This window comes from Luteolibacter sp. (assembly GCF_039920825.1).
Classification (GTDB): Bacteria; Verrucomicrobiota; Verrucomicrobiia; order Verrucomicrobiales; family Akkermansiaceae; genus Luteolibacter.
The window spans coordinates 1-21,828 of the sequence record NZ_JBDSCX010000050.1; the positions used below are offsets into that span (position 1 = coordinate 1).

Genomic DNA, 21,828 nt, shown 5'->3' on the forward strand with positions numbered 1-21,828 from the left:
CCGGCCACAAATCTGCGTAGGAAATCCGGTGAGGAAGGGTTGGTTTGAGGTCACACGAGAAGCAACCTGATCACCGGATTTCCGACCACTCCTTTCGCCGAAATCTCGCTTAAGTCAGTGCCATTCAAGACTGACCGAACAGAATGCGACAGTCAGGCCGCCGCTCCTTATGGGGAGAGGGGGTAGTGCTGAGTGAGTAGTGATCAGCGATCAGCAAAGCGGGTAAAGAGGAGGGCGGCGGGTTGCGGTTTGCCCCGTGACGGTCGGTTAACAAGCAATTTGCATGACGGCGGTGAATTGTCTGCCGGGGGCTGGTATTGAGAGTGCGGGAGTTACGGAGGTTTTCCGCGTTGGCATGGGGCTTGCGAAAAGGATGGGACCTTTTCCGAACCACTGACTCCCGACCCTCATGAACGCCCTTGTCCAGTTCCTCGCCGTTTCCAGCATCACTCCCGTTCTGCTGACCGGTGCCAATTATCTAGGCTCCTCATCACCCGTCGCGGTGGCAACTCCGTCCGAGGTGGTGTTCGGTTCCCATGTCCGCTCGAAGGTGGTGCAATACTTCGACACGCTGGAGGGCGACCGTCCGGGTGGAGCTTTAGACTCCGGGGAAGTCGAAATGGCTCCCGGCAAGGTTCTGGCAGAAAGCGAACGTGAATCTCTGACCGACGTTCCGCAGGAATTGGCGAGGGTCTTGCCGGCAAGCCAGCAGCAGGTGGGATATCACATCGCGGGAAGCTATCTGATCGCCGTGGATTCCCGTTATAAGATCGTGGACTCGATCCTAATCCCTGCCGTTCATCGGACTTCCGCCGGCGACCGGGAAATGGTTCACTGGATGACACGATACGCGGGGGTGAGACGGTAATCCGTGTCTTGCCGTCAGGAAGGACCGAAGGCTCTTTGCTTCAAACCTCCAAAATCATCAATCATCAATCATCAATCGATCTTCCGTCTATCAGACCGTCAGCGATTGGATTGATGATTGTGGAGGTTTGATTTTGGATTTCTGATAGGAAGATGTGACGCGGCGAGAGTCTCTCACCACGGACTGCGGAGAGACGCCACAGCCAGGCTGCCTCTTACATCGGCAGCGTCACCTGCAAAATGGTGGAGTCTTCCAGCGCGGTGAGCGGTGCGCCGTCGCGGGGGAGCAGGATGAATCGGCCTTTTTCGAAGCGGGTGCCGCCGTCGCTTTCCAACAGACCTTCAACTACGCAAAGGATGGAAAAGCGGTCGTCGCGGGGATTGGTGATTGTTTGGCCGAGTTCGAGGGATTTTCTATCGGTTTTGAAATAGTCGCAACTAGCGAGGTTGTCGCCGACGGGCGGGTCCATGCCGGGCTCGAAGTCTTGGAAGTCGATGCTGGCGAGAGATTCGCCGACATGGAGTTCGCGCGGGTTTCCATCGAGGCCGAGACGGTTCCAATCGAAAACCCGATAGGTGGTGTCGGAGTTCTGTTGGATTTCGTGAATCAAAAATCCCGCGCCGATGGCGTGGAGCCGGCCGGAGGGGATGAAGATCGATTCGCCGGGCTGCGGGGTGATGGCGTGGACGCAATCGGCGACGGTGCCGTCGGCGATCGATTTCTCGAAATCGGCGCGGGTGATGCCGTTCTTCAGGCCGACGTAGAGTTTGGCTCCGGGATCGCAATCGGCGATGTACCACATTTCCGTTTTCGGCTCGCCACTGAGGGAAGCGGCGAGGTGTGCCGGTGGATGGACCTGGATGGAGAGATCGTCACGGGCGTCGAGCACCTTGATGAGGATGGGAAAACGCGGCTGGTCGGAGAATCCTTCGCCGAAGATTTCCTCGCGGTGGTTCATCCAGAGGTCGTGCAGGGTGCTGTCATGGTAGGTGCCCTGATCGACGACGGATTGCTCGTTTTCGCGATCGACGATTTCCCATGATTCGCCGTAGGGCTGGGCGGGATCGGGCAGGTGGCGTGCGTAAACGCGTTCAAGTTCGCGGCCGCCCCAGACGCGCTGCATGTAGAGTGGTTTGAAAGTGATTGGCTCCATGGGCGGGGAGATAAACGCGGAGGCGGGTTTTGGCAATTGCAGAGAATCCGATAGGGGGAAGCTCTTTCAATCGCCGATGACACGGATGAAGAGGATGGGGATTGTGGTTTGAGGGCTTTGTTCTCCTTCTTTCCATCCGCGTAAATCTGCGAAATCCGCGGTTCTAAACTCTTCCCCACCCTCCACCCGCGGTTTGAATTTGCTTTTTGCGACCGCTTTCCACCTTTTCGCGACTGAACTCTGTGGGGTTTGCAGGAAAGGGAGCGGTTGACCCGGCGGGAAGTTCCGTCGAAGTTAGCGGTGTTTTGGCGGACCTTGAAAAACCAACCGACGAACCCGCAGCGCGTCCGAAGCGACGCCGGAAGTATGGGCGCTGGGTGTTGGGATTTCTGGCGCTGCTGGCTCTGGGGCTGTTGTGGCTGAACGGCCCGGGCTTGCGCTACATCGCGCCGCAGGTGGTGGCTCATTTCCTGCAGAAAGCGGGGATCCGGGGCAACCTGAAGGTCGGCGGCAGTCTTACGGGCGGGCTTTCATTTTCCGACCTGAAAATCGAGACGGATGGAGCGCTCGCCATCCTGACGATTGACCGCGTAGTGCCGGACTACGAATGGCGAGGCCTGATCAAAGGACGGCTGGAGGGACTCGAAGTGGACGGCGTGCATGCGGACTTGCGGCTGGGGCTGAAAAAGGAGGACGAGGAAAAGCCGCCGCTGGATCTGAAGAAGCTGGTGGAAACGATCCGCTCGGTGCGCGAGCGGGTGCTGCCGGTGAAGCTGGATTTGAAAAACATCAGTCTCGCCGCGACTCGCGACGGAAAACCAGAACTCCAGCTCGCGCCCAGCCGTGTGTCGCATGCGCCGGGCAGTAATGACATTCAGATAGATCTCGGCGCTTTCACCGACGTGACCGGCCGAGTGTGGGAGGCCAGGCAATCGACGGTGGTTTGGAATCCGGACGATCTATCCATCGCGCGGCTCGATCCGTTTCCCGGGGTGAGCCTGCGCGAGTTCGTGATGCAGCTTCCCGCCGGTGGCGAGCCGTCGGTGGCGAGCCAGGTGCATCTCGATGACGCGGTCTTCATGTTGACCAGCGCACCGGGATTCGCCTCGGCCAAGCTCGACCTGCGAGAGGGGACTCTGCAGGTGGATGAGGCTGTGAAGCGCTTCGGCATCGATCTACCGGCCAAAGCCAAGCTGACCTCGCTGGCGGTGGAAATGAATGGGATTCTGCCCGATCCGAAAGCGGCGACGGGCAAGGTGCGGATTTCGTTAGGTGATGTTTTCTGGCAGGACTGGACGATGCCGGAGCTGGCGCTCGACGCGCAGTTAGGCGCGGATCAGGCGACGGTGGTCAGTCATGGAGTGCTTCTCGGAACCGGCGTCTCGCTGGACGCCGCGGTGCCGGTGACCCGCGGCGGGAAGAGTTTCACGCTGGGCGAGGCGAAGGGGACGTTCAACATCGCGGATGTGCCAAAAGCGTTGCGCGAGTTGGCACCGCGCGTTCCGGCGATCGATCCTGAAGCTCCGATCCCGCCGTCGTCGGTGGATGGGAATTTCGTGGTGGCGTTCGATGCGAACAAGCCGAAGTCCGCGGATGCCGGACTGGTGTTGAAGGCCAAGGACGTTACGCTGGCGTCGCCCATCGCCGTGAAGGGGCACTGGGCTCCGGAAGCGCCGGTGACGGCGGAGCTCACGGCCGAGGGTTTGAAGGCCGCCGCCACCTATCAGATCCCGGCGGCAACCTATCAGGGCGCGCTGGATCTGGAGGATTTCACCAACACGAGGATCGACCGTTGGCTGGCTGTCGTGAAGGTGAAGCCGGGCGGAGTGGCGAATCTCAGCGGAAAATGGAGCGGCGGCGGTGAGATCAAGGCGGGCAAACATCACGGCGAGGTCGCATTCACCCAGGCCACATGGACGCGGGAGGATGCCGCGCCGGTCACTGCCATCGGCGGGGCGAAATACGATTGGCCGGCGGGCTTCGAGACCCAGGGGCTGCGTTTGCAAATGAACGAGCAGACTGTCGCTCTCGATGCGGCGCTTTCCAATGGTATATTGGAGCTGCGGAAATTCCTGTGGAATGACGGCAAGACCGAACTCGCATCCGGCACCGCTCGCCTGCCGGTGCCCGCGGATTTTTCGAAGTGGCGGGAGACGTTGGCCAAGGACGTGCGCCCCGTCAGTGTGGCGATCAACTCGCGCGTGCTTTCGTTAGGTCTGCTCAAGCAATGGGTGCCGGCTTTCGAAAAACTCGATCCGCGTTCCACCGGCCAACTGGATTTCAATGTCTCCGGCACTTATGCCGAGCCGGTGATCGCCGCAAAGCTCGAAGCGCGCGATCTCCGTTCGCCGACGCAACCAAAGCTTCCACCAGCCGATCTGAAGATCGAAATCGCGGGGAAGGAGGGAAAGCTCGTGGTGACGGGAAGCGCCACCGCCCCGGATTTCGCCCCGGCGGAACTGAAGGCGACGATGCCGTTCCGTCCGGCGGATTGGGCGGAGACGCCGGAGCTGGTGAAGGACGAGCCGCTTGACGCGCGGGTGGATCTGCCACGGCTTGATATCTCTCGTTTCGGTTCGCTGGTTTCCGCAGCGGACAAGATCTCGGGAGTTCTAACCGGCAACGTGATGGTCACGGGCAAGGTCGGGAAACCGGAGATCAAGGGCGTCATCAATCTGGCAGGAGCCGGCATCCGCTTCAAGGCCGACAAGTTTCCCGCGGTCGAGAGCGGAGGGGCGACTCTGAATTTCGCACTTGATCGGGTGGAACTGAAGAACCTGAAAGCCACCGTCGCGGGCGGAACTCTGCAAGGAGACGGGACGCTGGCCATCACCGGCGGGAAATTAGGCGACATCAACCTGCGGCTTCAGGGCAATCATCTGCCGCTGCAGCGCAATGATTTCCTGATCGTGCGCGCCAATGCCGACCTCCGTTTGCAGGGACCGTGGGAGCGGGCGGTTCTATCTGGAACGGTCGGTGCGGTGGACAGTATTTTCTATCGGGACATCGAACTATTGCCGATCGGCGCGCCGTTTACCGGACCGTCTGCGGCTGCCTTGCCGAAGATCGATCCGCCGAAGAGCACGACCGCCGCACTACCCGCACCGTTCGCCGAATGGGGGCTCAACGTCACGGTGAAAACCGACGAGCCATTGCTCATCCGCGGCAACCTCGCGACTGGTGAAGTCACCGGCAGCATGAGGATCGGCGGGACGCTGGCGGCCCCGGCTCCCGACGGGGAATTCAAGATCAAGGATTTCAAAGCGAGCCTGCCCTTCAGCACCTTGTCGGTCCGCAACGGCACGGTGAGTTTCAAGCCGGCGTCCGGTTTCGATCCGATTCTGGAAATCCGAGGCACCGCCGAACCGCGGCCTTACGTGGTGACGATCTATGCCTATGGCCGCGCCTCGAATCCGCAGCTCGTCCTAACATCCAATCCGCCGCTGCCGGAAAACGAGATCATGACGCTGCTCGCCACCGGCACCACCACCACCGGGCTGGAAAATCCGCAGGCCGCCTCGTCCCGGGCGATGCAGTTGCTCGCCGAGGAATTGCGGCGCGGCCGTTTCCGTTTCGGCAAGCAGCTTCGCCCGCTGTTAGCATTGCTCGACCGGGTGGACTTCAGTCTCGCCGAGGCGGATCCTTATTCGAGCGATTCATTCTCCACCGCCACCATTTCACTAACCGACCACTGGTTTATTTCCGCTGGAATGGGCGCGACGGGTGACTCCCGCGTGCTCGTCATCTGGCGGCTTTCCTTCCGATGAACTCCTGCCGCACCACTCTCGTCCTGCTGCTGACGGCACTCGCCGCCAGTGCTGAAACGCGCGTAATCATCGAGGGAATGAAACGCAAATCCGGCGACCAGGTGCTCGGACTGATGGGTGGGCGGCTGGAGCATGTTAGGAAAAGCGATGCCTCGGCCTCGCGGGCGGATGACGCCGCGTTTCTCGTCCGCCAAGTGTTGCAAAAGGATGGCTACGCCGATGTCCAGGTGAACTGGAAAATCGTCAGCAGCACGGAGATCCTTCTCACCGTGCAGGAGGGGAAGCGCCTGTCGCTGGGGACCGTCACCGTGAACGGCGTGCCGAAGGAGGACACCCGGAAATTCGTCAAACTCTACTCACGTCCCGCCGAGAAAGACCGCCCGCTGACCGCTGGCGATGCTCCTTTCCGCGAAGAGGATGTGGCGACCGGACTTTCCTATATCCAACAGGAGCTCAACGCGGAAGGCTACTGGGCGGCAGAGGCGGAAATCAGCAGCCGTGAAACCGACCCTGCCACCGGATCGGTCAGTGTGGTCATCGACGTGAAGCAGGGAGAGCAGTTCCGTATTGCTCCGGCGCGCATCACCAGCTCGGACGAAGGCGGACTGCGGCGAACCAAAGTCACGGTGGAGCCTTACATCGGTCGGTGGGCGACTACCGGAAATCTCAACGCGATGCGCCTCGCGGTGGAGGAGTCCTTCACCAGCAGCGGTTATCCGGACTCGAACATTACGATGTCCCGCAGTCTGGAGCAGGCTCGTTTCATCCCGCAATTCTCCGTCGAGCTTGGCAAGCGGGTGAAGTTGAACAAGGTCCACCCCGAAGGATTGGTCATCACCAATCCCGCGCGGATCGAAGCGCGGATGAAGGCTCTGGAAGGCCAGTGGTATGACGAGGCGGCGATGAACAAGCGGATCCGCGAGCTGCTCGCGACCGGCGCGTTTTCTTCCGTCCGCCTCGAGCGATACCCGGTCTCGGAAGACCGGATCGACGCGACGCTGCACCTGGAGGAAGGCCGCGCGCGGCAGTTGAGTTTCGCCGCAGGGGCGGATTCCTATCAGGGTCCGATTTTCCGCACGACCTACGCCGACCGCAATCTGTGGGGCGAGCTGTTGGGGTTCAGCAGCGGTTTCGAATTCAGCAGCAAGGGGATCCTCGGGGAAACCAAGCTGATTGATCCCTGGATGTTCGGTAACGACGTGGCCGGCACCCTGCGCGCCTATGCGCTCAGTTTCACGCGCGAGGGTTACAGCTCGTTGGAAACCGGTCTCGAAGCCAGCACGAAATGGAAGGTCGGCGATCACTACACGCTGGATTTGTTAGGCGGCTACTCGATCGTGAATCTCAGTGCGAACGGTCTTCCTTCCGATGAACTCGGCGAAACCGTTTACACCCACCCGCGTTTGCGGTTCACGCAGACGCTGGACTACCGGGACAGTCCGGTGCTGCCGACGAGCGGCTGGCATCTGGAGGCACCCGTGGAAATCGGCGCGGCGGTGGGAACTGTTTCCACCCGCTATGCGTCGGCCGGTATGAGCGGCGGCTGGTATCACAAACTCGGTTCGAAATATGATCTGGTCCTTGGCGGTGCGTGCGGGGTGATCATTCCTACCGGCGACGGCGAGGGACTGCCCATCGACATCCGGTTGTTCAACGGTGGTTCCGGCAGTGTCCGCAGCTTTCCGGACCGCGAGTTGGGACCGGTGGCGAATACCTATCCGACCGGTGGCGAGGCATCGTGGCACACGAATGCCGAACTCATCCGGACGATCTCCGGCAGCGTCAAGGGCGTGGCGTTTTTCGACGCGGGATCGCTGTCCCGCCAATACGACGACATCCCCGACGCGAAACTCAATCTGGCGGCGGGCCTCGGCATCCGCCTCGATCTGCCGATCGGGCCGATCCGGTTAGAGTATGGTTACAACCTGACGCAGGACCCCGGCGAACCGATCGGCACGCTGCACTTCGCCATCGGGACTGCGTTTTGATTTTTAAACAAGGAGGCGCCACACTCCTGTGGTGCTTGAGAATGGGATGAAAAAGAAAAGATCTGTGGAGCTCTTCTTTTTCCACGCATTCACTCCACGACAAGAGTGTCGTGGCTCCTTATCGGATCTTCGATCCAGCGGGGACCGATAACGATTTGGCGGTGATTTCCAGGGTGGCGGGCGGCAGGACCCCGGCGAACCGATCGGGACGCTGCACTTCGCCATTGGCACGGCGTTTTGATTTTTAAACAAGGAGGCGCCACACTCCTGTGGTGCTTGAGAATGGGATGAAAAAGAAAAGATCTTTGGAGCTCTTCTTTTTCCACGCATTCACTCCACGACAAGAGTGTCGTGGCTCCCTATCGGATCTTCGACCCGGCGGGGACCCCGATCACGGTTTGGCGGTTATCTCCAGCGTGGCTGGTGGCAGGCCGTCAACGGTGGCAGTTAGAGTGATTTTGCCCGGCGCGGTGGCGCGGAGGATCGCGAGGGCGGTCCCTTGATAGGCTTTGCGTTCATTGGCGACAAACGGCTCGGTGCTGACGATGTTGCCGCTATCGACACCGATGATTTTGCCGGGGCCGGAGACGGAGAACTTGATGAGATTGTCCGCTGCGGGAACGACCGTGTCGTTTTCGTCGAGCAGATTGATCACGACGTTGGCGACGTCATCGAAGCCGATGCCGATGAAATCATGGTCGGTGACGAGCCGGGCTTTCACCGGCTTGCCTGCGGTGCGGAGAAGATCACTGGCGACTTCCTTGCCTTTCGTCCGCGCCACCGCCTTGAGCGTGCCGGGTTGATAGGGGACTTTCCAGCTGATCGCCGCGCTGTCCTTGCGGGTGTTCTGCTTGCCGAGCGACTTGTCGTTGAGGAACAGTTCGACCTCGTCCGCATTGCTGTAAACCTCGACGTTCTCTTCGTGATCGCCGGTGGCTGTGGGCGTCCAGTCGGCGAAGAGGACCTGGCGGCGGTTCCATTCGAGAGCCTCGTAACCGGGATCGGCAGGCGTGGCGGAGGTCATGCCGATGCGGCGCAGGGCGCGGACCATCGGCTTGTCGCTCCACCAGCTCTGGCGTTCGAGTCCGCGCGGCTGAACGAATCCGGCACGATCTAACAATCCTCCGTTAAATACGGTGAGCGGCCAGCTACGTGACTCGCCGAGGTAGTCGATGCCGCACCAGAGGAATTGGCCGGAATGTTGCGGATTGTCGCGGCACAGCAGCCAGGTGGCGCGTTCGTGGCCCTGCTCGGTGCCGACGATCTTGCGGCCGGATTTATCCTTCCACGCATCCAGCAGTTCCTTGTCGCGGTAGTTGGTGCCGATGACGTCGAGCATGTCAGCAAGGCCGTTTTTGTAGTCGCCGGAAACGTTAGGACGGAACAGCGCCTGGGTCACTGAGCGCGAGGGATCCGTGGCATGGCAGACATCGACGAGGCCGCGGAGGATCGGCTTGGCGATCTCCGGTTGGGGCGTGTCGTGGATTTCATTTCCCACGCTGTAGAGGATGACGGAGGGATGGTTGCGATCGCGGAGGATGCCGTCGCGGAGATCGATGGATGACCACTCCTTGAAGAAGAGGTGATAGTCGTATTTGTTTTTGCCCTTGGTCCAGCAGTCGAAGAACTCGTCCATGACAAGGAAGCCCATGCGGTCGCAGAGGTCGAGAAACTCGGGCGCCGGAGGGGTGTGGGCGGTGCGGATGGCATTGACCCCGAGTTCGCGCAGGGATTTCAAACGGCGTTCCCACACGCCTAACGGAACTGCGACACCTGCCGCGCCGCCGTCCTGATGGAGGCAGACGCCCTTGAGTTTGAAATTCTTCCCGTTGAGCCAGAAGCCGGTGTCGGATTTGAATTCGGCCTGGCGGATACCGAAGGGCGTGGTGACCTCATCGAGCACCGTCTCACCGGCGGTGATGCGGGTGACGATTTTGTTCATTTCCGGCGACTCAAGACTCCACAGCCGCGGGTGGGGGACTTTGATCTGCTGGCTGACGGTCTCGCTCTTGCCGGGCGACAAGTCGGCTTCGGTGGTGACGAGCGCGAGGGATTTTCCATCAGGTCCGACGAGGGCGCTGCGGAGAGTGACTTTGCCTGGCTTGTTAGCGGAGTTAACGAGCGTGGTCTGGATTTTCACCGTGGCCGCCGCTTCGTTGGCCTCGGGGGTCGTGACGTAAACGCCCCACGGCTCGACATGCACCGGATGGGCGGTGACGAGGCGGACGTGGCGATAGATGCCCGCGCCGGAATACCAGCGGGATGCAGGCTGTTCGGCGGTGTCGGCTTTCACGACGAGGGTGTTAGGGCCGCTTGGTTTGAGGAGATCGGTGAGGTCGTAACGGAATCCAACGTAGCCGCTGGGCCGGTGGCCGAGGAGTTTGCCGTTGAACCAGACGTCGCTGTTCTGCATCACGCCGTCGAACTCGACCCACACGCGCTGGCCCTTGGCTTCGGGCGGAAGGGAGATTTCCTTGCGATACCACGCCACCCCGGAAGGCATCCAGGCACCCGCGCCGGTGGTGGCGGCCTTCTCGTCGAATTTCCCCTCGATGCTCCAGTCATGCGGCACATCGAGTTTCCGCCACGAGGCGGTGTTGAACTCCGGGTTCTCGGCTCCCTTCGCATCGCCTTGGAAGAAGGCCCAGTCAGCATCGAGTGAGACAACGGTGCGGGCCGACGCGGTGGCGATGGCGGCGAGAAAAATGGCAATGATGGGCTTCACTGCGCGATTGAAACGCATTTCCGGAAGAAAGCCAGTCACCGAAACGGGTTAGTTTTCCCAGTGATCGCTAATTTGTAGCTGAGTCGCGATGCTCCGGTAACCGGGAACTTGATTCCTTCGCGGGATCGCTTTTCCGATCGGGAGAGTCCGGAGATTTGTCGACGGGCGATGCTGTTGAGGGCGGAGTTTTTGCGGATACTTTGGCGGCAACCGGAACGATAGGGGATCGATTCGAATAGGAAAACATCCCGTACTGGATGATGGCCGCGATCGTCAGCAGGAACGCGATGCCGGTCGTCACCCGGATCTGTATGTTCCGTTTCCGGGCCAACCGTTTCTGCGTAGCCTGCATCGACGGATATTGCGATGGCAGCGTGGGAACTTTCATCTGTCGGAAACCCAACGACTCGAGACGCATGCCCTTGGTCGAAGCGCGCGGTGTCGCGGCCACGGTTTGCCCACCGAGCGGCGTGCGGCGCGTCTCGAATCGACTGGAAGGCTGGAGGCTCATCGGCATGGAATGAAGTTGCTGACAATCGGTGCATCCTGTTCCTGGTGAACTGCGGATCATTTTTTAAAATAGGGAAGCTGTGACAGCCGTGTCGGGGAAGTGAAATGCGACTGTCACAGCCTGATCGGGTTCCACGAACCGATCTGTTTGATTTATGTGGCGGAGCGTCTCCCGGAATTGCTCCCGCGAGACGTCCTTAGTTATAGGATGAATCGCGCAGGTTTCTATGGGGTGAAGTGCTACCGCCAGCAATCGGTTGGCCCAAAGGTGGTCCCACCCAATCCGACGGCACCCGGAGTTCCCGGAAAAACTTTGAGTTGTGATCATCTGGACAAACGCGCAGTCTTTTACGACAGGGGAGAAATCGTTGTCCTGTTGTGAATCACCGGCCTTGTTCGGGTGCGAAGCAGATCACCATGGAAAAGAAAACTACAACTCCCCGCCGCACGAAGAAAGCGCCAGCGGTGGTCGCCACCGAGGAAACTCCGGCTCCGAAACCCAGCGTCTCGTTTCCGATCGTCGGCATCGGTGCTTCGGCCGGCGGGCTTGAGGCGCTCGAGCAGTTCATCAAGCAGGTTCCTGCGAAATGCGGAATGGCATTTGTGATCGTCCAGCATCTCGATCCCACGCGCAAGGGGCTGATGGCGGAGTTGCTCCAGCGCTGCACGCCGATGAAGGTGGTCCAGGTCAAGGACCGCACGCTGGTCAAGCCGGACTGCGTTTATGTGATTCCACCTAACAAGGATATGTCGATCCTGCACGGGTCGCTGCATTTGTTCGAACCGGCGGAGGCGCGCGGACTGCGGCTGCCGATCGATCTGTTCCTTCGCTCGCTGGCCCAGGACCAGCAGCAACTGAGCATCGGCGTGATTCTATCAGGCATGGGGACCGATGGCACGCTCGGCATGAGGGACATCAAGGAGAAGGCCGGGCTGGCGCTGGCCCAGGAACCGACTTCGGCGAAGTTCGACAGCATGCCGCGCAGCGTGATCGACGCGGGGGTGGTGGACATCGTGGCACCGGCGGAGGAACTGCCGCGCAAGATCATGGCGTTCCTGAAGCGCAAACCGCTCGCCGACGAGACCGACCCGGGCGTCGATGAGAAGATGCGCGGTGGCCTGGAAAAAATCGTGATCCTGTTGCGCAGTCATTCCGGCCACGACTTTTCATTTTATAAAAGCAACACGCTTTACCGGCGGATCGAGCGGCGGATGGGGATCCATCAGATCGAGAAGATCGCCACTTACGTCCGCTATTTGCAGGAGAATCCGCAGGAGCTGGATTTGCTGTTCAAGGAAATGCTAATCGGCGTGACGTCGTTTTTCCGCGATCCGCATGTTTGGAAGATCCTGCGGGAGGAAACATTGCCAACCCTGCTAACTGGGAGGCCGGAGGGCACCCTGAGGGCATGGGTCGCGGGTTGTTCGACGGGAGAGGAGGCCTATTCGCTCGCCATCGTCTTCAAGGAGGTGATGGAGAAACTCAAGCCGAAGAAGAGCTTTAAATTACAGATCTTCGCCAGCGATTTGGACAAGGATGCGATCGACAAGGCCCGCCAGGGATTGTTCCCGGAGAACATTTCCGCGGATATGACCGCGGAACAACTGCGGCGCTATTTCATCAAGGAGGACAACGTCTATCGGGTGCGCACCGAGATCCGCGAAATGGTGATTTTTTCCCCGCACAGTCTGATCATGGATCCGCCGTTCACCAAGCTGGACTTCATGAGCTGCCGGAATCTGCTGATCTATCTGTCACATGAAATGCAGAAGAAGCTGCTGCCATTGTTCCACTATTGTCTCAATCCGGGCGGCGTGCTGGTGCTCGGCAGCGCGGAAACCATCGGCCATTTCAACGACTTGTTCGCCACCGTCAACGGCAAGTGCCGGATTTTCCGCCGGACCGACACCTCGCTGCAGCCGGAGCGCATTGAGTTCCCCTCCTCGTTCGCCCCGGCTCTAACCGTCGGCCACGGCCAGCCGGTCGCGGCGAAATCCTATCAGAGCCTTCAGTCGCTGGCGGAGCAGTTGATCCTGCACCGCTACAGCCCGCCGTCCGTGCTCGCCAACGAACAGGGCGACATCCTCTACATCAGCGGTCGCACCGGGAAATACCTCGAACCCGCGGCCGGCAAGGCGAACTGGAACATCTTCGCGATGGCGCGCGACGGCCTGCGCTACGAGTTGACCGGCGCCTTCCAGAAGGCACTGAAGCAGGACACCCCGGTGGTTTTGCACGGATTGAAAATCGGTGCCGACGCCGGCCAATTGTTCGTCAACATCACCGTCGAGAAGCTCGCGGAAACCGAGCCGCTGCGCGGCATGGTGATGATGGTCTTCACGGAGATCGCCCCGCCGTTGGATCTCAAGACGGTCGTTAAATCCGGAAAAGCACCACCGCGCAACCCGCGCCTCACCGAGGTCGAGCGGGAACTCCAACAGACGCGTGTGGAACTGCAAAATACTCGGGAGGAAATGCAGACCTCCCATGAAGAGCTGAGGTCCACCAACGAGGAGATCCAGTCCACCAACGAGGAAATGCAATCCACCAACGAGGAGCTCACCACCTCCAAGGAGGAGATGCAGTCACTCAACGAGGAATTGCAAACCGTCAACAACGAGCTGCAGGGGAAACTCGACGAGCTGTCCCGCTCGAACAACGACATGAAGAATCTCCTCAACAGCACCGATGTCGCCACCCTGTTTCTCGACAAGGAACTCAACGTGCGCCGCTTCACCACCCAGGCCACCAAGATCATCAATCTCATTCCGGGCGACATCGGCAGACCCATCACCGATCTCTCGTCGGACCTGATCTATCCGGAACTGGCGGATGACGCCCGTGAGGTACTGCGCAAGCTGGGATTCAACGAGAAGCCGATCAGCTCGCGCGATGGCCGCTGGTTCACCGTGCGGATCATGCCCTATCGGACGCTGGACGACCGCATCGACGGAGTGGTCATCACCTTCTGGGACATCAGCGTCGCCAAAGCGCTCGAAGGCAAGATGCAGAAGATCCAGGATCATCTGGAAACCCGCCTCGCCAAGCAATCGACGGAAATCAAAAAGGCGAATGTCTCCACCAAGCCCAAGGCGAAGCGCAGTGGCAAACCGCCCGGACCCTCCGGAATCTAACCACCACCGATATGCCAACCAAGCCGAAGACCAGCGAAACTCCGGCAGAACTGCGCCGCCGTGCGGAAAAAAAGTCCATGGAACTGCTTACGGAAACTCCGGTCCCCCGGACAAAAGTGGACACCCAGCGGCTTCTCCACGAACTGGAGGTCCATCAGATCGAATTGGAAATGCAGAATGCCGAGCTGCGTCGTGCCCGCGATGAAGCGGAATCCGTGCGGGAACTTTACGCGGACCTCTATGATTTCGCGCCGGTGGGGTATTTCACGATCCTGATGGATGGCTCGATCAAAAGGGTCAATCTGGCAGGAGCCGCGCTGGTCGGGATGGAGCGTTCGCGGTTGGTCGGCCGGTCGTTTGAAATGCTGGTCCCCTCCGATCTCCGTGCCTCTTTCAGTGTTTTCCTTGCAAAGAGTTTCACCGGCAAGACAGGACTTTCCATCGAATCCGGGCTGATGCAAAAAGGCCAAGCTGATCGGTTTGTCGCCATCAACGCCCAACGCTCGCCCGACGGCAAGGAATGCAGCGTCACCGTCACCGACATCACCGGCCGCAAGCACGACGAAGACGCCCTGCGCGAGTCGGAGATCCGCTACCGCCGGCTATTTGAAGCCGCCCACGACGGGATTCTTCTAGTCGATCCCGGCACCTACAAAATTACCGATGCCAATCCGTTCATGACCAAGCTCCTTGGCTTTTCACAACAGGAGTTGGTCTGCAAGGAACTCTGTGAAATCGGGCTTCTGGAAGATGAGCCAGCCTGCCAGGAGATGTTCAGGAGGTTGAAAAAAAACCACGAGGTCCGCTACGAGAACCTGCCCTTGAAAGGCGAGGGCGGCAGGCATCAGGAAGTGGAAGTGGTCGCGAATCTCTATCGGGAAAACGGCAGGCCGGTGATCCAGTGCAACATCCGCGATATTACCGTGCGCAAGCAGGCGGAGGACATGCTGCGGCAGAATGAAGCGCTTTTTTCCGCGCTCATCGGCCAGGCCCCGGTGAGCGTCTTCGTGGTGGATGCGCGGTTCCGGTTGCTCCATGCGAATCCGCCGGCGCTCAAGATTTTCGCCAACGTCGATCCGCTGATCGACCGCGATTTTTCGGAAATCCTCCATCTGCTCTGGCCGAAAAAGGCCGCGGACTCGACCACGGCCCTCTTCCGGCACACCCTGAAAACGGGCGAGCCCTATTACACTCCCGAGTTTACGGAACGGCGGCGCGATATCGCTCAGGAACAGATCTATGAGTGGCAGATCGAACGCGTCACCCTGCCGTCGGAGGAGCATGGGGTGGTGTGCTTTTTCAACGACATCACGGCACGCATCCGGGCGGAGAAATCGCAGCGCGATCTCGAGGTGATGACTGCCTCTAACTTGAAATTGAAAAAGGAGATCATCCGCCGTCAGGCACTTGAAAAAGACCTTCACCAGACCCGTGCGGAGGAAACCCGCTTGCTCACCCAATCCCGGAAGCAGGAACTCCGGCTGCGTGACCTTTCCCATCGGATCCTTCACGTGCAGGAGGAGGAGCGGAAGCGCATCAGCCGCGAACTTCACGACGTCATCGCCCAGACGCTCGTCGGCATCAATGTCCATGTCTCGGCCTTGGCTCAGGAAACCAATTCAGACATCGACAACCTTCAGGAGCGGATCGCCAGCACTCACCGGATGGTCGAGAAATCCGTGGACATCGTCCATCAGTTCGCCCGCGAACTCCGCCCGACCCTGCTGGATGATTTGGGATTGATCCCGGCGCTCCAGACCCATCTTAAGGAGTTCATGGAGGAAACCGGGATCCGCGTCAGTCTCAAGGCATTTGCCGGGATTGAAAAAGTGCCGGAGATCATTCGCACCACGTTCTATCGGATCGCCCAGGAGGCGCTCACCAATGTGACTAAACATGCCAGGGCGACCACGGTCGAGATCAGCATCCACAAAGTCACCGGAGGCATTTCGCTGGAAATCACCGATGATGGTGAAGGCTTCGAAGTGAATGGAAACCCGCCCTTGAAGCGGAAGGGGCGTCTGGGACTCATCGGGATGCGGGAACGCGCGGAAATGATCGGCGGCATTTTCTCCGTCGCCTCCGCACCCGGCGCGCCCACCACCGTCCGGGTCCTGGTCGAATCCGCCCGCAGCAAGGCGAAGAAACCAGCTTCCAAGAAAGCTGCTGGAACTCCAACCGCGAAACACTCATGAAGCCGATCACCGTCCTGTTAGCCGAGGACCACACCATCGTTCGCGAAGGGTTGCTGTCCTTACTAAAACTGGAGTCGGACATCCGGATCGTCGCTGAGGCGGAAAACGGCCGTCAAGCCGTGGCGCTGACCAACAAACTCGCGCCCGACGTTTTGGTCATGGACATCGCCATGCCCCTGCTCAACGGCCTGGAGGCCGCACGGCAGATTCTTCTAACGAAGACCACCACCAAAATTCTGATCCTTTCCGCCCACAGCGACGATGCCTACATCGAAAAGGTCATGGCACTCGGCGCATCCGGTTACCTGATCAAGCAATCCGCCTTCCATGTGCTGCCGGAAGCCATCCGTGTGGTCCATGGCGGCAAAACCTATTTCAGTCCCTCCATTTCAAAACGCTTCAGCTCACTGGGGAAATCCGCCCTGACCCGGGCGGGGGTCACCAAGCCGGACGCGGACAAACTAACCCCGCGCGAAATGGAAGTGCTGCAACTCATCGCCGAGGGCAACGCCAACAAGATGACCGCGGACATTCTTAAGATCAGCATCAAGACCGTCGAGAAGCACCGCCAGAGCTTAATGGTGAAGCTCAACATCCACGACGCTGCCAGCCTCACCCGCTATGCCATCGCCAACGGCATCATCGAGAGCAGCGTGCAAGTGACGATTCTGTGAGCGGCATTCGCTCCCACCACAGGATGGCGGATACTTTCAAGGGGGCAGCCCAGCAGAATGCCGATTTGGTACATTGACAATTTCTATCTGGCTCCGGTTTAATGTTAGGAATTGTTGGGATATCCATCCATTCCGTTCATCCTTGAGGCTGCCGCAGCGCGGAAATACGGTGCTGCACCACCCCTAGCGGAAGCCGCGCGGGGCATCGCTGGTCCGGCTGGTCTCCTCGCGGCCGCTGGATGCCCCGCTGTGGGAGCGGCTAGTCTCCTGGAGGCGGAAATTCGCGGCCCCGCGGCACCGGAGGGCGGGCGCGCGGTGGCCGTGTGGCCGATAGCGGAACCTACAGTCCCGCGCGCGGCAGGGCGTGGGACCGGTAGTGGGACCGGCACCCCCGCAAACGGCGGGATTTCGCGAGCCCGCCGCATCCTCCACCTCTCTGGCGGCGGAAATTTGCAGGTCTGCCGCACCCGCTATCCTCTGATTTCCAATCAGATGTCCATTTTCCTTCGGTTTTCCTCCCCATCGGGCGGAGCCGCATCCAACAACACCCGCCGGGTAGGAAAACCGTCGGGACTTTAATACCAAATACACGCCACCATGGCCTCAAACGAAATACCGAAAAACTACACCGGTGCCGTCGCCCTCGCCGAGGACGCCGCCGACGGAGCACAAACCCACGGGGCTGCCATCGGCCTCAAGCAGAACACCGGCGGCGTCATCCGTGCCGATCTCGACGCGCTCACCGCCGCCGAGGAAACCGCCGCACTCAAGCGCACCGCCAAGGCCAGCGCCGCCGGAGCTAACAAAACCGCCGACTCCAATGGCAAGGCGTTCATCGCCCGCTTCATCCAACTGGAGAAACCCCGCATCGGCAGCTCGTGGGGACCGCTCTGGCAGGAAGCCGGATTCTCCGCCGGGTCCATCAGCATGCCCGGCACTCAGGGCGAACGCTTCGTCCTGCTAGGCGAAATCAAGAAGTTCCTCCACAACCATCCCGAATGCGTCATCACCGATGTCGCCCGACCGGATCTTGACGTCACCGAAGCCGTCGCCGCCGCCCTCTATCTCGCCACCTCCGCCGCCCGCACCGGCGTGAATGACAAGACCAACGAGAGCAGCGCCGCCGCCACCGCCCGCGAAACCGCACTCGACACCATACGCCGCCGCCTCGGCGGCCTGCGCGACGAACTCTCCCAGCTCCCGCTGCCCGGCGACAGTCCTCTCTGGTATGCCTTTGGTTTCAACCGCCCCAACGATCCAGCCACCCCCGGTACGCCGGAAAACCTCGTCCTCGCCGCCGGAGCCGCGGGGACCGGCACCCTCATCGTCGATTGGAATCCCGCCCGCCGCGCCACCGGCTACCGCGTGAAAATCCAGGTTCCCGGCGAACCCCAGCCCCGCACCTTCGGCCTCTTCGCCGATGACCAGACCACCCTCACCGGCCTGCCGTCGGGAGTGGTGCTAACGGCTACCGTCATCGGCCATAACGAATCCGGGGATGGGCCTGCCAGTTCATCCGCCTCCATCACGCTGAACTGACCGGAAACTACAGGCACGCCGGAAACGGCGTGCCTGTTTATCCAGGAAGCGAGACGGAGGCTTTTGATGAAAAGGCCATGAAGCCTTTCAAGCGCTCCGCATCCGCCAGCGCCACAAGAGTGGGGTGCCTCCCTCCCCGACACACGGAAACAGCCGCATGTCAGTTGTTCTTTCTCGGCCCTGCCGGAACCTCCTCCGCCTTTTTGATTTTTCCATCCATCATGACGCAGTCGCCCTCGGACATCATCATCTTCTTGCCGTCCGGCGACATGACATTGCCGTCCGTCATGACTTTGGTGCCGTCGGACAAGGTCATGTCCGTCTCCATCATCATGGTCTTACGGCCCTTCATCATCACCATCTTGCCGTCTTTCATCATGATGTGGTCGTTTTTCATGGAGGCCTTCATCATTTTACCATCCATTGTAATCATGTCGCCGTCGGCCATCATCGTCTTCTTGCCGTCCTCCATCATGACATTGCCATCCGCCATGACTTTGGTTCCGTCGGAGAGGGTCATTGTTTCCTGCAGCGTCATCACTTTGCCGTCCTTTATCACCATCATTTTCCCGCCTTTCATCATGATGTGATCCTTCATCATGACGCCGTGCATCATTTTCCCGTCCATCATGATCGAGTCATCGTCCTCCATCATCATTGACGTGCCGTCCTTCATCGTGACTTTGCCATTCTTCATCACCTTGGTGCCGTCGGACAGGGTCATGTCCTCGTCCATCATCATGGATTTGCCATCCTTCATCACCATCATCTTGCCGTCCTCCATCATGAGGTGATCGCCGTTCATCATGGAATCCTCGGCGTCCAGCGGCTCCCCGCCCTTGGAACGCGGTTCGGAATAACCGTGGTTGCAGATAACAAGTGCTAGGAACGCCGTGGCGAGTGTGGTCTTCAGTGTTTTCATAATTGTAGTTGTTGTATTGGGGTTTGGATATTCAGAAGTAGCCTGAAATATTTTGTCCTTGGGGTGAATCCTGACAGCACGAATTTAGTTGTGATTGGACATGCCCGTAGCCGGACTCGTCTGCTGAATTTTTGGATTCCCCATCGGGCGGCTTCCGCCGTGGGAGCCACTTCCCATGTCAGCGCACCCGGAGAGCGCATTCGCTCCAACTATGGCCATTCCAAAGGCGGCAAGGAGTAATTTTAAATTTATTTTCATAATCGTTGGTTGATAAGGTGAATGCGCCAGATTGATCTTGCGTGGAAAGAGTTATCTGAAAAGGTCGTGGGTAGTAGGTTTTTTGTAAGTTGAACGGGGAATGAAACAGCCACCTTGAAGTGGCTCTGGATTCCGACGGCGTTGGGATTGCTGTTCGAACATCCGGGCATCCGTTAGAATGGATTTGAATTGGCCGCCGGGACGATTTGATGTATATCCTGCATTTCCAGGATGATTGTCTGTAGGGTGGTGGGAAAGTAGGGTTCTATCCATCGATTTAAAGGTTGAAGAGTTCTACAAATGCTTGTTCGGATACTTTCATGCCGCTTGCTCGGGTTCTGTCATTTGAAAAACCGGCGAATCCAAACAGGCAGAATGGGACAGTCACCTGATTTCTGGCAATTCATCCATTGCCGCAAAGTCAATGACCGCATAAACGATAATTTCATCGACACGCCCTTTGCATGTGAGTCCGACCGGGTGGCGGATCGGCACCGGTCATTGTTGATTTTTTCACTCATGCGGATTTGTCAGTGGTTTTTCGCGCTAACAGGAATAAACCTTGAAGAAGTTCGTTTCCGGATTTTTTCTCCGGAAACAGCGCCGAGTTTTTTAGACGTCCTGCTATCATGATCTGGGTAGTCAATGCTTTGGGGGGCTCAAGAGGGATGGGTGGTTCTGCTCAATCATTTCCGGCAGTTGGGCTGTGACCGTCGCGATGCATTCCAAAGCGACTGTCACAGCCCGGTCGCATTTCACGACTTGCTGGTTATGGTTTTTGTTTTTCCGGGGAAGAGTTCCTGTTGCTCAGGAAGCATCAATTTACAATCATGACGTTTGATTGCCATGGGGTGTAGACCTACTTTGCCTAGGGGGAGGCTATGACAGTCGTGTTCCCTGAAACATGACTGTCACAGCCAAGTCGAATTTCACGACTGACCGTTATTTGGTTTCTGCTTCGGAATTCCCTAGGCACCATGAGGATGCCAGTTTCACCGGGGGAATGCCATGGGGAGAACTCCTACTGTTCATTACGACATGCCCACGGAAAATCAGGGTGGACCCGGGGCTGAACGAAACATGATGGATTGGGTCCGAACATGGGATCGCCGGGCCTGCCAACCGAGCCACCATGTTCAAATCTGCCAGAGAGAATTTCGGAACCTGCGAATTTTATGCGCATCGGTTTTACGGAAATTCCGAGACGGATCGGATTGTCACCGCGAGCGTATGCCTGGGGATTTCGATCCGCTGCCATAATGCTTCCCCTCGCAAATGGCGAAGGGTGGCGGGACCGGATCGATTCGCTTCACCACCCGCCGACAATCGCTATCTGCTGCAAGTCGAAATCTGTTTCTCTCGTCAGCTCGCAGGTTTTACCTGCTCGTAGTCTGCTTGGGTGATCTGTTCGGGCCTTGAATGCCTTCGCAATGACGTCAAAGCGGAGAGCCGACACGGGAACCGCACTGAGAGTGTCGGCGTTGACGAGAAGGCCGCCGGAGGAAATGACAACGGCGTGGATTTCTCCGGATTTCATATCGACGAGAAGGTCTCGGATCTCGCCGATGGTTTCATCTCCCACATTTTTCACGTTCTGCCCGATCACCTCGGAAGCACGCCATTCAGGTTCCTCCCGTCGCGGTCAGGCGGATCGCGATTCGGAAATTTTAGCCGGAGCTTTCATTTCGATCCCGCTCTGAATAACGGTTGCCGAGAACCTCTTCGCACCATTTTTATTCGGTTTCACGCCGCAATAGCCTGTCAGTAACTCCTCTTCCGTCAATTGGAGAATCGATGCCAGCCGGTGACATGAGTAAATGAAATTCTGTCCCACGCCGGATACGGGATACTTGAAAATGGGTTGAGAACTCAGATTTTTTTTCATGTCTTTGGTAATGGCGAAAGTCGCGAAACAGATAGTTGTTCCTGGAGAACGGATTGTTCGGAGGACGCCGGTTGAATTTGGTTTTGAGAAGAAGCGTGGCTGTGACAGCTGGTTCCCTTGCAATACAACTGCCGCAGCCAGGCCGAATTTCACGACCGAACCTATTGGTTTTCGCAGATGCCGTTGTGATCGCTTGGCAAGCCGACGAC

Annotated in this window: 13 protein-coding genes; 8 read left to right on the forward strand and 5 right to left on the reverse strand. The window is 58.9% G+C overall.

Features of this window, described 5'->3' with window-relative positions:
• Positions 1-409 precede the first annotated feature (409 nt).
• On the forward strand, positions 410-868 hold the full coding sequence (locus tag ABIQ96_RS16035; protein WP_348215629.1) for a hypothetical protein: 459 nt from the start codon (positions 410-412) through the stop codon (positions 866-868).
• Positions 869-1,082: 214 nt separating this feature from the next.
• On the opposite strand, the gene ABIQ96_RS16040 is transcribed toward ABIQ96_RS16035, so the two are convergent.
• Positions 1,083-2,021 carry a type I phosphomannose isomerase catalytic subunit gene (locus ABIQ96_RS16040; RefSeq protein ID WP_348215630.1) on the reverse strand — a complete coding sequence of 313 codons (939 nt, stop codon included), beginning with the start codon at positions 2,019-2,021 and terminating at the stop codon, positions 1,083-1,085.
• Between the two features lie 242 nt (positions 2,022-2,263).
• On the opposite strand from ABIQ96_RS16040, the gene ABIQ96_RS16045 reads away from it, so the two are divergent.
• Entirely contained in the window at positions 2,264-5,788 is a 3,525-nt protein-coding gene (locus tag ABIQ96_RS16045; RefSeq protein WP_348215631.1) for a translocation/assembly module TamB domain-containing protein, read from the forward strand.
• Entirely contained in the window at positions 5,785-7,776 is a 1,992-nt protein-coding gene (locus tag ABIQ96_RS16050) for a BamA/TamA family outer membrane protein (RefSeq protein WP_348215632.1), read from the forward strand. Before ABIQ96_RS16045 ends, ABIQ96_RS16050 begins: the two co-directional genes overlap by 4 nt.
• Before the next feature lie 391 nt (positions 7,777-8,167).
• On the opposite strand, the gene ABIQ96_RS16055 is transcribed toward ABIQ96_RS16050, so the two are convergent.
• Entirely contained in the window at positions 8,168-10,519 is a 2,352-nt protein-coding gene (locus tag ABIQ96_RS16055) for a glycoside hydrolase family 2 TIM barrel-domain containing protein (RefSeq protein WP_348215633.1), read from the reverse strand.
• Positions 10,520-10,758: 239 nt separating this feature from the next.
• On the opposite strand from ABIQ96_RS16055, the gene ABIQ96_RS16060 reads away from it, so the two are divergent.
• From ABIQ96_RS16060 to ABIQ96_RS16080, 5 genes are all read left to right on the forward strand, one after another.
• Positions 10,759-11,025, forward strand: coding sequence for a hypothetical protein (locus ABIQ96_RS16060; RefSeq protein WP_348215634.1), 267 nt, complete (start codon positions 10,759-10,761; stop codon positions 11,023-11,025).
• A 403-nt stretch (positions 11,026-11,428) separates the two neighbouring features.
• A complete protein-coding gene (locus ABIQ96_RS16065; protein WP_348215635.1) occupies positions 11,429-14,146 on the forward strand; it encodes a chemotaxis protein CheB in 2,718 nt (905 codons plus the stop codon).
• Between the two features lie 11 nt (positions 14,147-14,157).
• Positions 14,158-16,341, forward strand: coding sequence for a PAS domain S-box protein (locus tag ABIQ96_RS16070; protein WP_348215636.1), 2,184 nt, complete (start codon positions 14,158-14,160; stop codon positions 16,339-16,341).
• On the forward strand, positions 16,338-17,015 hold the full coding sequence (locus tag ABIQ96_RS16075) for a response regulator transcription factor (RefSeq protein ID WP_348215637.1): 678 nt from the start codon (positions 16,338-16,340) through the stop codon (positions 17,013-17,015). The genes ABIQ96_RS16070 and ABIQ96_RS16075 overlap by 4 nt, the downstream gene beginning before the upstream one ends.
• Before the next feature lie 597 nt (positions 17,016-17,612).
• A complete protein-coding gene (locus tag ABIQ96_RS16080; protein WP_348215638.1) occupies positions 17,613-18,554 on the forward strand; it encodes a fibronectin type III domain-containing protein in 942 nt (313 codons plus the stop codon).
• A 160-nt stretch (positions 18,555-18,714) separates the two neighbouring features.
• On the opposite strand, the gene ABIQ96_RS16085 is transcribed toward ABIQ96_RS16080, so the two are convergent.
• The 3 genes from ABIQ96_RS16085 to ABIQ96_RS16095 all read right to left on the reverse strand — a co-directional run bounded on the left by ABIQ96_RS16085 (position 18,715) and on the right by ABIQ96_RS16095 (position 21,772).
• Complete coding sequence (locus ABIQ96_RS16085; protein WP_348215639.1) at positions 18,715-19,476, reverse strand: DUF6799 domain-containing protein; 762 nt, start codon at positions 19,474-19,476, stop codon at positions 18,715-18,717.
• 1,567 nt (positions 19,477-21,043) lie between these two features.
• Complete coding sequence (locus ABIQ96_RS16090) at positions 21,044-21,340, reverse strand: PRC-barrel domain-containing protein (protein WP_348215640.1); 297 nt, start codon at positions 21,338-21,340, stop codon at positions 21,044-21,046.
• Positions 21,341-21,376: 36 nt separating this feature from the next.
• Positions 21,377-21,772 carry a hypothetical protein gene (locus ABIQ96_RS16095; RefSeq protein WP_348215641.1) on the reverse strand — a complete coding sequence of 132 codons (396 nt, stop codon included), beginning with the start codon at positions 21,770-21,772 and terminating at the stop codon, positions 21,377-21,379.
• Positions 21,773-21,828 lie beyond the last annotated feature (56 nt).

What these genes read in the sequence shown, in the direction of transcription:
- ABIQ96_RS16035 (WP_348215629.1), top strand. Translation starts at nt 410, where the DNA reads ATGAACGCCCTTGTCCAGTTCCTCGCCGTTTCCAGCATCACTCCCGTT.
- ABIQ96_RS16040 (WP_348215630.1), bottom strand. Translation starts at nt 2,021, where the DNA reads ATGGAGCCAATCACTTTCAAACCACTCTACATGCAGCGCGTCTGGGGC.
- ABIQ96_RS16050 (WP_348215632.1), top strand. Translation starts at nt 5,785, where the DNA reads ATGAACTCCTGCCGCACCACTCTCGTCCTGCTGCTGACGGCACTCGCC.
- ABIQ96_RS16055 (WP_348215633.1), bottom strand. Translation starts at nt 10,519, where the DNA reads ATGCGTTTCAATCGCGCAGTGAAGCCCATCATTGCCATTTTTCTCGCC.
- ABIQ96_RS16060 (WP_348215634.1), top strand. Translation starts at nt 10,759, where the DNA reads ATGATGGCCGCGATCGTCAGCAGGAACGCGATGCCGGTCGTCACCCGG.
- ABIQ96_RS16065 (WP_348215635.1), top strand. Translation starts at nt 11,429, where the DNA reads ATGGAAAAGAAAACTACAACTCCCCGCCGCACGAAGAAAGCGCCAGCG.
- ABIQ96_RS16070 (WP_348215636.1), top strand. Translation starts at nt 14,158, where the DNA reads ATGCCAACCAAGCCGAAGACCAGCGAAACTCCGGCAGAACTGCGCCGC.
- ABIQ96_RS16075 (WP_348215637.1), top strand. Translation starts at nt 16,338, where the DNA reads ATGAAGCCGATCACCGTCCTGTTAGCCGAGGACCACACCATCGTTCGC.
- ABIQ96_RS16080 (WP_348215638.1), top strand. Translation starts at nt 17,613, where the DNA reads ATGGCCTCAAACGAAATACCGAAAAACTACACCGGTGCCGTCGCCCTC.
- ABIQ96_RS16085 (WP_348215639.1), bottom strand. Translation starts at nt 19,476, where the DNA reads ATGAAAACACTGAAGACCACACTCGCCACGGCGTTCCTAGCACTTGTT.